The sequence below is a fragment of the Sinorhizobium sp. M4_45 genome, assembly GCF_002885915.1.
Lineage (GTDB): Bacteria > Pseudomonadota > Alphaproteobacteria > Rhizobiales > Rhizobiaceae > Sinorhizobium > Sinorhizobium meliloti_A.
Genome location: NZ_NWVE01000013.1, coordinates 1 through 13,135 on the forward strand (window position 1 = coordinate 1; position 13,135 = coordinate 13,135).

The window sequence follows — 13,135 nt, forward strand, 5'->3', positions numbered from 1 at the left end:
CCCGACCTGAGCGCAGCGTCTTACCACTGCTGTCCTGCACGACCAGATGGCTGTAGGATTTGTGGTAGTCGACGCCGATATGGTAATTATAAGAGGCAGTCATGCTTCCAACTCCCTTATTGAGATCCGCGAAACCCCAATAAGATAAGCCGAAAGGCTGGAAGTGTGACTGTCCCTCGATCATCGACTGCATCTCAGTGATCCGTTCTCTCAACGGGCGCGGGGCTCGGGAGGTGTCAGGGCGCGATGGCGACGAAGTCCGAACAGATGCGAGGGAACCGCGAGGCGTCGGACAGGAGAGACCCTAGAGGTAAGTTGTCGCGTGGTTATGCGAGTGAATGTGCTGTTCGGGGCAAAGTGTATCAACGCCGTTGGGTGGTCTTGGATGCTCGTGCCGCCGCAAATTCCCCGATTTAGTCATGTTGCAGGGCAATATGGGGCGTACAACAGAATGCCATCGTCGAGGTCGAGGTTTCGCAGTTGACACTGTTTGATACACTTTTTTGAATGCGGAGCCTGGGCGCTGGCGATATGTGTTTGTAAAGACAACTCCGCCCCGGACTGGAGCGATATGCAACCGACGCCTCACATCGCCGTTGTGGATGATCATCGCGATATTCGCGACCTGGTCGGGAAATATCTCACACAACAGGGCTACCGTGTTTCCGTCGCGGAAAGCGGCGAAGCGCTTCGACGCCTCTTGGAGAAGGGCGCCCCCGATCTCGTCGTGCTGGACATCATGATGCCTGGCGAGGACGGCCTGACCGTCTGCCGTCAGTTGCGCACGACGACGGAGCTGCCGGTCATCTTTCTGACGGCGATGGCAGACGGGACGGACCGGATCGTCGGCCTGGAACTCGGCGCCGACGATTACATCACGAAGCCGTTCAACCCGCGCGAACTCCTGGCAAGGATCCGGGCGGTGCTGCGGCGCGTCAACAGCCTCCCGCCCCAGCGCGGAAGGATCAGGGCCAAATCGATTCGCTTCGACGTCTGGGAACTCGACACTGGCCGCCGGGAGCTCCTCGGGCGCGATGGCGTGAGCGTGGCGTTGAGCACGGCGGAGTTCCGGCTGCTCAATGCCTTCCTGGAGCACCCCGGTCTGGTGTTGAGCCGTGACCAGTTGCTTGACCTTACGGCTGGGCGTGCGGCCGAGAGCTTTGATCGCAGCATCGACAACCAGGTCAGTCGGCTGCGCAAGAAGATCGAGAGCGACCCGAAAAATCCATCATTGATCAAGACGCACTGGGGTGGAGGATACAGCTTCGTGGCGGAGGTAGAAACCTACTGATGCGGTGGTGGAGGAAGAGCCTCGCGGCTCAGTTCATCTGTTTTCTGCTGATGGCGCTTGTGTTGTCGCAAGTGATCGGGTTTCTGATCTCCTGGGACGAACGCGACAAGGCATTGCGCGCGGCATCGAAGGGTGAATTCTTGAGCCGTACGGCGTCGCTTGCAACTCTGCTCGAGTCCATTCCTCCGGGTTTCCATACCGATGTCCTGCGGGCAAGCGGAACAACGTATACACGCTTTTGGATGTCGGGACACGATCCCGTCGATACGCTCGCCTGGCGAAAACAGGCAGTCGCGCAACTGGAGGAACCGCTACCCAACCTCCTCCCAGCCTATCGCCCGCCTGAGCTAACCTCGGCTGCGCCAGCCAAGACGCCGTCAGCCAAGGGTCTCCAGCTTTTCGAAAGGGCAATTGCCTCTGAGGGCTGGACGCGACTTTCGACTGACGTATGGAGCCTGCCCCGGTTTGCCAAGTTTCTTCCGCTGGGCGATTCCAACGGCATGGGGCTTGCGGTCCAACTCAGCGATGGGCGCTGGCTGAACTCCGTCTATCGCAAGACGATGCCGAATCCTTTCTGGAACACGCAGTCCCTCGTCTCGCTCGCGGTCACCGCGACAACGCTTGCGTTGATCGGTGTCTTCGTAGCTAACCGCATGGCAAGACCCATGCGCCGGCTGGCCGGCGCCGCGGAGGCTCTCGGCAGAGGCCAATCCGTCGAGCCACTGCCGGAAACGGGTCCCGATGATATCCGCAGGACGACGGAGGCCTTCAACCGGATGCAGGCGCGACTTACGCGCTTCGTCGAGGACAGGACGCGCATGCTCGCTGCGATCAGTCACGATATTCGCACGCCGCTTACTTCGCTGCGTCTGCGGGCCGAATTCGTGACGGATAGCGACGCTCAGCAGAAAATGATGGCGACGATCGGCGAGATCCAGACGATGACCGAGGCAGCGCTTGCCTTTGCGCGCGAGGAGGCCGTGACGGAGGCAACGCGTACCGTCAATTTGACGGCTTTGATCGAAAGCCTCTGTGACGACCTTGCTGACCTCGGGCAGAATGTAACATTTCTCGATAGTCCCAAGATCACCTATCGCTGCCGTCCGGACGGGCTCAGGCGCGCCGTCCGCAACCTGATCGAAAACGCCGTGCGCTACGGCAACGAGGCTCGCGTCCAGCTCAATGAGACGCCCTCCTCCGTTCGAATCGCAATTGAGGACGAGGGGCCCGGGATTCCCGAAGCAGATTTCGAGCGTGTTTTTGAGCCATTCTTCCGACTGGAGTCCTCGCGAAATCGCGAAACGGGCGGGGTTGGCCTAGGCCTGTCGATCGCCCGGGCAACCGTTCGCCACCACGGCGGCGACATCACCCTGTCGCGACTGAAGAATGGCCTGAGCGCGACGATAACGCTTCCCAAGTCGGATCGAGGCGCTTGAAGCGCTGCTACCTTGGCTGTGGATAAGGCGTTCCGGCGGCCCTTGCGCGGATAGCGGCAACCCTACCGTCCAGATCGGCGACGAGCGCATACCGCATCCCGGCGGTGCAATGGCGATGTGTGCGGCCGCGCCCTTCCCTGATTGGCGGCCTTTCAGCTTGTGTGCCGCAATGACGATTGCACGCCGTAGGCCCGAGCCGGCGCCAGCTTCAGGCACGGCGCTTGTTTATCGGCCCTTGCTGTCTGAGCCGCGCAAGTCTCTTCGGTAAGGTCAGCCGCCGGAACAATCATCGCGGCGCAAAGGATCGAAGCTGCACTCAGCAGTAAACCCGCTAATACATTCGCCGCTGGCCGCGCAACAGCTGCACGGCGATCACGAAGATACCCAGGCTCACTCTCGACGAGTTTACGTTTCATGCTTCAGAACTTTCTTGAGGGATGATTTGATGGTCGAAGCTTAGCCGAAACTTGTCGCAATATTTTCCCAGATTCTATGGTAATTTGTACCAGCATGTGTCGGACAATTTAGTATGAGGTGCCGGAAATATAATTCAAATCCGAGTAGCGGCCGAATATGCGTCAAAAACAAAGCTCAGCAGAGCCGAAATTCAGCTTGACACTTTCACCAGGGGAACTCGCGCGGGCGGAGCAAAGCCGTAGCGCCAAACCAACCGTCGTGGCGTGGGAACTCGATCGCCCTGCGCCTGTGGCACCAGGCCAGCCTGTCTCGCGCGCGGCCTCGTCCAGCATGCTTTGAGATAATTCGTTACAACTCGGCGGTTCCACCGGCAAATCTCTGCGACAAATGACGACTACCTTGGTTCTCGAAGCGATCTCCATCGGAGGCATTCCGCCCTCCCTGCAGCCGCCCGTTCGGAGGACCATTATGAAGAACAAGCATCTGATCTCCGCCTGCATTTTCGGCGTCCTGCTCTGTCCCGATGCGAGTCTGGCACAGGAACCGGCGGCCGCTGCCGAGGGCGAGAGGCTTTTCCGCAGCCGTTGCGGCTCCTGCCACAGTGTGGACCCAGGCGAAAATCGCGCCGGTCCGCATCTCTCCGAGCTTATCGGGCGTGCTGCCGGCAGTGTCGCAGGCGCTCGCTACTCGAAGGCGCTCAGCGCCTCCGGCTTCGTCTGGGATGAGGAACGCCTCCACGCCTACTTGAACAATCCTCGCCAGGCCGTGCCGGGTACGACCATGAGCGTGAGCGTTCGCGATCAGGCGCAACGCTCGGCCATCATCACTTACCTGCAAAATCTTTCGACAGGGCCGATCCACTAGGCATTCCCCGGTCGGTTCAACGCGAATGCCGGCGGTGCGCCGCCGTCGTTTTCCTCGCTAACGATAGGATCATGTCATGGCTCGATTGACGATAAACGGCCGAACAAGGGATATCGAAGTGGATCCGGAGACGCCACTTCTCTGGGTGCTCCGTGAGCAGGCGGGCCTCACCGGCACGAAATTCGGCTGCGGGGTTGCGCAATGTGGCGCCTGCACCGTGCTTATCGACGGCGTGGCGACGCGTTCCTGCACCCTGCCGGCAAATGCGATCGCGCAGGATCAACAGATCGTCACGATCGAGGGCCTGTCCGAGGACGGCTCTCATGCGGTCCAGCAAGCCTGGCTTGCGCTCGACGTTCCGCAATGCGGCTACTGTCAGGCCGGCATGATCATGGCGGCTGCCGCCCTGCTCAACAACACTCCGAAGCCCACGGACGACGACATCAGCGCGGAAATCACCAATATCTGCCGATGCGGCACCTATAACCGCGTCCGTGCGGCGATCAAGCTCGCAGCGGAAACCATGAGCACGTCTCAGAAAGGATGAGGGCCAGACCATGACAGTTGCAATCTTGTCGCGCCGCCGCTTTCTGATCGGCACCGCCGCTGCGGCCGGCGGCTTCTCGCTGGGCTTTCACCTGCCTTTTGCTGCACAGGCCCAGGAGAGAAACGCCATCCTGCCTGAGGTGAATGCCTGGGTCCTCATTCATCCGGACGACACCGTCGTCGTCCGGATTGCCCGCTCCGAAATGGGTCAGGGGACCCTCACCGGTCTGGCGCAGCTCGTCGCCGAAGAGCTCGAATGCGACTGGTCGAAAGTCACCACAGAATATCCGACACCCGGTGAAAGCCTGAGGCGAAATCGCATCTGGGGCAATTTCTCGACCGGCGGCAGCCGAGGAATTCGGGAATCGCACGAATATGTGCGCCAGGGCGGAGCCACCGCGCGCGAAATGCTCGTCGCTGCGGCCGCGACGCTCTGGAAGGTCCCGGTGCAGGAATGCTCGGCGGCGAACAGCGTCATTACCCACAATCCCTCCGGCCGGACCGTCACCTACGGCGCCGTTGCTTCGCTCGCAGCGCACATGCAACCGCCGGCCAATGTGCGGCTGAAGGATCCGAAGGACTGGAAGATTGCCGGCAAGCCGTTGCCGCGGCTCGATACGCGCGACAAGCTGACGGGCAAGCAGGTTTATGGTGTCGACCTGCAACTGCCGGGCATGCTGAACGCCTCGATCAAAGCCTGCCCGGTCTTCGGAGGGAAGGTGGCAAGCTTCGATGCCGCAGCCGTCTCGGGCATGCCGGGCGTTCGGAAGGTCGTTCAGGTCGATGAAACGGCCGTTGCCGTTGTTGCCGACACGTGGTGGCAGGCGCATTCCGCCCTTAATGCGCTGCCGATTGTTTGGGATGAAGGCCCGAACACCAACGTCACCAGCGAAACGATTGCCGCAATGCTGCGAGAAGGTCTGGACGCAGAAGACGCAGTCGTTGGCACGGCGATTGGGGACGTTCGGGCAGCACTTGCCGAGAGCGCCAAGGTCGTCACGGCTACCTATTCTTTTCCATACCAAGCCCATGCCACCATGGAGCCCATGAACGCGACGGCGCGATATACGACGGATAAATGCGAAGTTTGGGTGCCGACCCAGAATGGAGAGATGAGCCTTGCCGCCGCGGCCGAAGCATCCGGCCTGCCGATGGAGCAATGCGAGGTCTATAAGCTCCACCTCGGTGGCGGCTTCGGCAGGCGCGGCAACTATCAGGAATACGTCCGCCAGGCCGTAAAGCTCGCCAAGGAACTCCCGGGTACACCGGTGAAGCTTATCTGGTCGCGCGAAGAGGACATGCTGCACGGCGCGTACCATCCGGTGACGCAATGCCGCTTGCGAGCAGCAATCGACAAGCAGGGCAACGTGTCCGCCTTTCACATGCGGATCAGCGGGCAGTCGATTCTCTGGTCGCTGCGCGCCGAGGTGCGCGAGACCGGGCGCGATCCGGCCGTGTTCCAGGGTCTGAACGACGGCGGTGCCGAAGGCGCCTTCGGCTATACCATCCCCAATCTGCTGATCGATCATGCGATGCGCAATCCCCCAGTTCCACCGGGGTTCTGGCGCGGGGTCAATCTCAATCAGAACGCTCTCTACGTCGAGTGCTTCATGGACGAGCTCGCCCACGAGGCCGGCATCGACCCGCTCGAATTTCGGCGAAAACTGCTGGTCAACCATCCTAACCACCTTGCCGTTCTCGACGCAGTCGCCGAACGGATCGGTTGGGAAAAGCCGGCCGGAAACGGTATCCATCGCGGCCTTGCCCAGATCATGGGCTTCGGCAGCTACGTGGCAGCCGCGGCGGAAGTCTCGGTCAGAGATGGCCAACTCAAGATCCACAGGATCGTTGCCGCGACGGATCCTGGCCACGTCGTCAATCCCGCCCAGGCCGAGCGCCAGGTCGAGGGCTCGTTCGTCTACGGTCTTTCCGCATGTCTGTTCGGCGAGTGCACGATCAATGGCGGTCGCGTCGAACAGGAGAATTTCGATACCTACGAAGTCATGCGTATGGACCAGATGCCGGCTGTGGAAACCATTCTCATGCCATCGGGGAATTTCTGGGGCGGCGTCGGCGAGCCGACGATCGCGGTGGCGGGACCCGCGGTTCTGAATGCGGTCTTTGCGGCCACTGGCAAGCGCATCCGACAATTGCCTTTGAAGAACAACAGCCTCGGCGTTTGATGGGTGTTGGCGAGGGCCGCATCGCGCGCTGCCGAGGCGCCCTTCAACGACGCTGTATGAGACCGGCGGTTGGGGGCGTCCGGATGATCTGTCCTCTCGGCGCAAGCCTCAGGGGCGAAAACGAGGCTCCGACGCGACCGCGGGTGACGGTGCCGCAGCCCATGGCGGGTCAACCCCGCAAGCTGACTTGGGCGGCGGCGCCATGGGCGCACCTCGCCAATGATCTGCCGCTCGAGATAGAGGATTGTCAGCTCGCCCAAGTGGCCGAGCGTTACTTGGAGGTTCGAGAGCGGTTGAACACCCCGACCATGACGATGCGAAAGGACTGGATGCCAGCTCAATAGCTACCCGCCGGGCCCCTCCTGAGTTCTTGGTAGCTCTGAGACCGAGGCCGAAGGTAAGAACACCAACTCCCCCTTTTTTACCCAAAGTCCTTCCACCTCATCCAACGTGAACCCAATCAGATTGCGGACTAGCGACGATTTTGGGCACTTGCATTTTCCTACAATTTCGTTGCCCGAGCGCTGCCATTAAGATCCGGTTCTCCGATCTGAACAGTCAGGGTCGAAACACAGAGCGAAGGCAACAAACTGAAATTTCCACCGATGGTCGACAACCGCAGACTCTCACTGTCCCTGAGGACGCTCCACGCAGCGAAGCATCGCGAGGACCTTCACCCCGCATTGCGCAAACTTTGCGTGCGACACGGCCTGTCGCACATGACATTGCTTGTGGTTCGCAACGGAGGCAGGTCGGGTTTGTACCCCGACTACTGCACGACATATCCAGATACGTGGACTGAGATATACATCGACAAGGGCTATTTCGACATAGACCCGGTGATTGACGTCGTCCGTTGGGGGTTCCTCCCGGTGGACTGGTCCTCTCTCGATCGGCGGTCAGCACAGGTTTACCGATTGTTTAAGGAAGCGCGTTCCCACGATATTGGCCCCTATGGCTTGACGATCCCCATCCGAGGCTCGAAAGGCGAACGGTCTCTCTTTTCCGTGACCTCGAACCTGCCCAAGCGCGACTGGTCGCGGCTACGCGCTTCGAGCATTCACGAGCTGCAGATCCTTTCCCACTATCTTCATGAGACGATGCTGTCTGCAAGCGGTCTTCGAGAGATTGGCCGCTACCGGAACCTCTCCAGGCGCGAAAGCCAGTGCCTTCAGCTTCTTGCAACAGGTCGGATTTCCAAACAAATAGCGGCGGATCTAGGCATCTCTGAAAACGCGGTGAAGTTGTACCTGCGATCGGCAAGGCAAAAACTCGGTGCTTTTACAAGTTATCACGCCGTTGCCAAGGCAAGCTTCCTCGAGTTGATCAAAATCTGACCGCGCCCGATCGCATTTGCGGCCCGTCCCTCTCTTTCGACATTCCCGGAACGGTCAACCTCCCCAATTAGGTAGATTGGCTACCCGCTCCTCTGGGTCCACAGATGAGATCAGAAGTTCACGCATGGCAGATGCGGGCGGCAAATAAAACATCTCGACGATGGCTGAGACGAAGCACGCCACCCGACGGCTATATCGGGAGGTAGCGATGGTGGATCGAACAACTATTGAACACTGGCGGAATGCTCCCCGACTTACCGCGTTGGCAGAGTTCTTCGAAAGAACCGCCAGGGGAAAGGGTGGAGCACCGGATCTTGCCGAACCGAAAATCGACATGAGCCTGCTCGACTTTGATCTCGAGAGCGCAATTTTCGCGGATACGCATCGGCGTCTTTGGGGTAATTTTGACAGCCATTACTTTGCCAGTATTCCCTATAGGCTTGAAGAGGAGTGCCGTCTGGGTGCTGCACTACTTTCCTTCGCCTTAAGGACCTGGGCGCGCAACGCCTCCCCAACGACAATATACACGCTGGGCACGGGCACCGGTTGCCTCGCGCGCACGCTCGCCACGCTTGGCGATGGTCGCATCGAGGCGCTCTGCTGCAGTCCAACCGCAGCCAATCGAGCGTCGTTCTTCTCGAACCGGGGAAGCGAGCACGCGCACTTCTTCCACGGCCCATTCTTTGAGTTGGACGACGATCGATACGCGACCGACAAGGATCTTCTCCCATTTCGGGGCGGCTTCGACGTGCTGTTGGAAGACACGACGTTTCAGATGTACGACCGCGATCGGCTAAAGCAGCTGGAGTTCGTTGTTCCTCGCATACGGCCTGGCGGTCTCCTCGTGCTGGTGCAGAAGCTCGCGCATGAAGACCGCGATATCTATGAGGAACGCGAGCGGCAGAAGGACGAGCTTTTCAAGTCCCGATTCTTCTCCACAGGTCACATCTCCAAGAAAAAAGATGAAGTCCTCAACACGATGACGGATCTTCAAGTCGATCTGGCGACCACGGTAGCCGCTCTGCGGGCGTTTTTCCGATACTCAGTGCTGACCTGGAACAGCGGGAATTTCTACACCATCGTGTCATCCAACTCCCGCGCTTCCATGTTGGAACTGGTTTCGCTGATGGTGAAGCCGGCAATTCCACCGAACTATTGCTACGAACGTTTGCCAGCGGCGATCGTCGATACCGAGGCAGAGGCCTTGGCTCCTGATCTGACGTGGCGTAGCGCGAATACCATGATGCTGCTCGCCCCGAAGCTCGGCGTCATGAAATGACGATAATCGGAAAGGCCGGCGAGCATTGCAGCGCAGCCGACGTGCGCCGCACGTTGTCTGCCTTGATGCCGCATCTTACCTCCTATTGGGAATGTCCCCTTCGACACTACGCGTCGGTTGCCCACGACGTCGAGAAATTCCATTCCGAGTGTTGCGCGCGTCGCCATGCAATGGAGCTGCTATGCCGTTGCGTCGAGCGGGCAGCTCTCAGATCCGGTTACGACCCTAAGGAAGCTCGAAGCGCCAGCCTTCAGTTGATGGGGTCACCGATACTGCAGACCGGTCCGCATTGCCTGCTGCTGATCGAGCCGGATGCGTTCTACACGCATCTGTTCAGCCTGCTAGGCCTGCAGGCCCATGGCCGCGAATGGTACATTACCTATCATGCCTCGACGGTCAGTTTCTCGGAAAAGGCAAAGAAGGGTCCGGGCTGGCTCTGGCTTCAAGACGAGCCCCTCAACGTCTTCGGCTTACCCCGGAGCCGAATGGATTCATTCAGCATCTGCGGGTTGAATGGTCCTTATCGCTTCGCGCTCTCGAATGCCAAAGGCGATCCGGCACCAAATGCCACTGCCGCCGGCCTCCTCGGCGAACTGCCGTCGGAGGAATTTGGTTCTGCGGCCGACGCAATCAGGGCGGCCAATCAAACCCTCTGGCGCGGCAATCTCCCCTCCCCCATCAAGCTGCTTCAGCTCGATGATTTCGACATCGCAGACCTGGTCGCCGACCATCTCGAAGACGCTGGATCCTGGATGTCGGCTGATTTCATCGGAGACGGAAAGGTCGCCGAGAGCATCCTGGATGCCATGGATCGCCTGAACATTGGACCGTGGCAGGGTTGGGTCCGCAGGACGACCGATCTCTTCTGGCGCATGGAAAAAGGGAGGATTGTTCCGCTTCGCCTCCAGGACAACGCCCTCAGGGCCACGTGTCCGTCGGACTTCGAAGTGAAGTTCCGGCCGGACAGCATCGCAGCGGCGCTTCGGCAGCGAGCGATCGTGCCGAGCCTTTATACTGTGTTCCTGGTGACTTCCATTTTGCCCGGCGTGAGAGCACTTGGGGGATGTCGCCAGACGATCTACTACCCGCTTATGCGCTATCTCACCGCCATCGGGCTTAAGCGATCGGGTGATTGCGATTTCCTGACCGAAATGCGTGAAGACGACCAACCTGGGCTTTGGGGCCATCGTGTCTTGAAGCCTCTCAACGGCAATCCCTTCCGGGAGATCAAGCTCTTCAGAGGAGCCGAGACGCCTCTTGAAACATACGCGGCGATGCCTTTGGTGCAATCGAGCGGTGACCTTGCAAGTTTCATCAGGGATCCGATTTGGACGGACCTTTCAGGGCACATCGCCAGCGGAGCTATCACCTTGGGGTCCGAGGAGTGGCAGTGGTCGGGCTCGTGATCGAGGATTCTGAGCGGCTTCGATGCTGGGATTTCGTCCGACCTGACCTGGAACTTCTGTTGGAGGTCGATGTGTCGATTGAAGAAGAGGCGGTAATCAGACGCCTGTCAGTCCGGGACGTAGACGTGTTTCGCCGCATACGCCTGGAGGCGCTTTCACATGAACCGCTTTCGTTTGCGAGTGTATATGGCGATTGGGTCCATCTCTCCGACCGCGAATGGCGCCGACATCTCGACCAGCCGATCTTTGTCGCGTTCCGAAGCGGGCAGCCCGTCGGCATGATGGGGCTCAGGTTTGAGCGAGCGAGGAAAATGGCGCATCGCGCGAGGCTTGTCAGCGTGTATGTGCGGAAAGGCGAACGAGGGACCGGGGTTGCGGCAACCCTTTTGCATGAGGTTACGGAGCATGCACGAGACCGCGGAGCACTGCAGCTGGAGCTTGCCGTAAATGCCGAGAATTCGGCAGCGATACGCTTCTATCAGCGTCACGGATTCCTAGAGGTTGGCCGCATTCCGAACGGCTTCCTGGGTCACGATGCGGAGAATGACGAGTTGATCATGGTCCTGCGCTTGAAGAGATAACCATTTCCGTTCGTTTCACTTCACTCGCCTCATTAGGCCAATTGACGGACATTTGTTTTAGTATGAGTTCAGCTGAGCTTTGCGTCTAACATGGCTCACCTGTTCGTATGGGTCTCACGGAAGAGTCGCGGCGTCACCCCGAAGCGTCTTTGGAAGACCTGCGTGAAGCGTGCGGTCGGCGCAAGCCCCACCCTCCTTGCGATTTCCTTCAACGGAAGTTCTTGGGAGAGCAAGATACGCGCCGCGTCCAGCCGCACGGTCTCGATATACTGTGCCGGCGTCTCGCCGATCGCGGCGACAAACCGTCTGTAAAACGTCCGCTCCGAGAGGCCAACCCTGGCCGCAAGGCTCGGCACATCCAGCGCGGTATCGAGATTGGCTTGTGCCCACACCAGGAGATCTGCGAGAGGAGCATCGGCTTTCGCCTGGGCAAGCAGCAGCGGGCTGAACTGAGACTGATAGCCGGGACGGCGTGCGTAGAGGACTAGGCGCTTGGCGACCCGACTGGCAAGCGCGCTGCCGAGATCCTCGCTGACCATGGCGAGGGCCATGTCAATACCGGTGGTCACTCCCGCCGATGTCCAGACGTTGCCGTCGACGACATAGAGTGCATCGGCGTCGACCGTAAGGGAGGGGTAGAGTCGCGCGAGCGCTTCGCAGGCGCTCCAGTGTGTGGCAACACGCTTACCATCCACCAGTCCCGCCGCTGCGAGCACAAAGGAGCCGGCGCAAACCGACCCGAGTCGTCTGACGGACGAGGCGCTCCGCGACAACCACCGCCCTAATTCCGGCGTCCGGGTTGCTGCCGTGACCGCGCCGGCTTCGGCCCCGGCCACCAGGATTGTGTCAACCTCTCGTGGCACCTTCGCCAGTGCTTTGGTTTCGACGACGACCCCGCTGCTACTCGGCACCGCACCGCCGGTCGGCGAGGCCAAATGCACGGCATAGCGTCCAGGCTCTCCATCCTCTGCGAGTGCGTGGTTGGCGGATGCGAAAACGGAAGCCGGGCCGGTCGCATCCAGCAATTCGAAGTCTTGATAGACGGCAATGACGATATGATGCAGCACTGGCAGGATTTACCATTCTTTTGTCATTCCTGCCAACTCTATGTGCCTGCTAGTGTTCACACTAGTGGTCGGCCAAGGACCGCGCCACCGCAGGGAGGAGTAATCATGACTGAAGCATCGGAACCATCAAAGTCAGCGCCCGAATCCCCCACGTCGGGCTGGGAGTCGATACAATGGTGGCCCACGGCGATCGGCCTGGCATTCGCGGCTTTCGTTTCGATCGATCTGCTCAATGGTTCGGAGCACGGCACGGACTTGGCTGCGATCGTCGTCGCCTCGGGCCTCGTGTACCTGGCAGCGGCTGCCTTGGAGATTCCATGGGTTTCCTGGCCGGCATTCCTGCTATCGGTGGTAGTGATCACCGTCGCAAGGTTCGGCCTCATACCGTTCGATGCGACATGGGCGATGCTTATCCTCGCCGCCCTCTTTGCGGTCTATGGCGTGATCCGGGCTCTGAGACGTCCTAACCGCGAACTGCCGCTGCAAGCCATCGCAATGAGCGCCTTCGGCGGTTTAGCCACCGTGGCCCTCTTCATCAGCCCCTTTGTGGGAGCGCTCCTGGTAGCGGCGGGACTGGTCGCGCATGCCGGCTGGGACGTCTATCACCACGTCAAAAACAAAGTCGTCGTACGGTCGATGGCCGAGTTCTGCTTCGTGCTGGACACTGCTCTCGCGATCGTCATAGTCTTAGCAACACTGAGAGGCTGAGAAGCCTGAGACGGGCACCC

11 protein-coding genes and 1 pseudogene are annotated in these 13,135 nt (G+C 59.9%); 10 read left to right on the forward strand and 2 right to left on the reverse strand.

The window, feature by feature from the left end:
- Positions 1–193, reverse strand: a pseudogene (locus CN933_RS32075) (IS110 family RNA-guided transposase); the annotation flags it as partial.
- Positions 194–571: 378 nt separating this feature from the next.
- Between CN933_RS32075 and CN933_RS27530 the strand changes: the two are divergent.
- From CN933_RS27530 to CN933_RS27580, 9 genes are all read left to right on the forward strand, one after another.
- Complete coding sequence (locus tag CN933_RS27530) at positions 572–1,291, forward strand: response regulator (protein ID WP_102762930.1); 720 nt, start codon at positions 572–574, stop codon at positions 1,289–1,291.
- Positions 1,291–2,727 carry a sensor histidine kinase gene (locus tag CN933_RS31375; RefSeq protein ID WP_127712381.1) on the forward strand — a complete coding sequence of 479 codons (1,437 nt, stop codon included), beginning with the start codon at positions 1,291–1,293 and terminating at the stop codon, positions 2,725–2,727. The genes CN933_RS27530 and CN933_RS31375 overlap by 1 nt, the downstream gene beginning before the upstream one ends.
- 885 nt (positions 2,728–3,612) lie before the next feature.
- Positions 3,613–4,008 (forward strand): c-type cytochrome, encoded by a 396-nt coding sequence (locus tag CN933_RS27545; protein ID WP_102762932.1) that lies wholly within the window; start codon positions 3,613–3,615, stop codon positions 4,006–4,008.
- Between the two features lie 76 nt (positions 4,009–4,084).
- Complete coding sequence (locus CN933_RS27550; protein WP_102762933.1) at positions 4,085–4,555, forward strand: (2Fe-2S)-binding protein; 471 nt, start codon at positions 4,085–4,087, stop codon at positions 4,553–4,555.
- Positions 4,556–4,565: 10 nt separating this feature from the next.
- The gene (locus CN933_RS27555; protein ID WP_102762934.1) at positions 4,566–6,737 is read left to right on the forward strand and encodes a xanthine dehydrogenase family protein molybdopterin-binding subunit; all 2,172 of its coding nucleotides are present in this window, start codon (positions 4,566–4,568) and stop codon (positions 6,735–6,737) included.
- A gap of 605 nt (positions 6,738–7,342) precedes the next feature.
- Entirely contained in the window at positions 7,343–8,074 is a 732-nt protein-coding gene (locus tag CN933_RS27565) for a helix-turn-helix transcriptional regulator (RefSeq protein WP_102762936.1), read from the forward strand.
- A gap of 208 nt (positions 8,075–8,282) precedes the next feature.
- Positions 8,283–9,353, forward strand: a complete 1,071-nt coding sequence (locus CN933_RS27570) for a class I SAM-dependent methyltransferase (RefSeq protein WP_180980827.1) — start codon at positions 8,283–8,285, stop codon at positions 9,351–9,353.
- A complete protein-coding gene (locus CN933_RS27575) occupies positions 9,350–10,759 on the forward strand; it encodes a hypothetical protein (RefSeq protein ID WP_102762937.1) in 1,410 nt (469 codons plus the stop codon). The genes CN933_RS27570 and CN933_RS27575 overlap by 4 nt, the downstream gene beginning before the upstream one ends.
- A 59-nt stretch (positions 10,760–10,818) precedes the next feature.
- Positions 10,819–11,340 carry a GNAT family N-acetyltransferase gene (locus CN933_RS27580; RefSeq protein WP_102763050.1) on the forward strand — a complete coding sequence of 174 codons (522 nt, stop codon included), beginning with the start codon at positions 10,819–10,821 and terminating at the stop codon, positions 11,338–11,340.
- Positions 11,341–11,435: 95 nt separating this feature from the next.
- Here CN933_RS27580 and CN933_RS27585 read toward each other — a convergent pair whose 3' ends face one another.
- Entirely contained in the window at positions 11,436–12,407 is a 972-nt protein-coding gene (locus tag CN933_RS27585; RefSeq protein WP_234841334.1) for a GlxA family transcriptional regulator, read from the reverse strand.
- A 105-nt stretch (positions 12,408–12,512) separates the two neighbouring features.
- On the opposite strand from CN933_RS27585, the gene CN933_RS27590 reads away from it, so the two are divergent.
- Positions 12,513–13,115, forward strand: coding sequence for a hypothetical protein (locus CN933_RS27590; RefSeq protein ID WP_102762938.1), 603 nt, complete (start codon positions 12,513–12,515; stop codon positions 13,113–13,115).
- Positions 13,116–13,135: the final 20 nt, after the last annotated feature.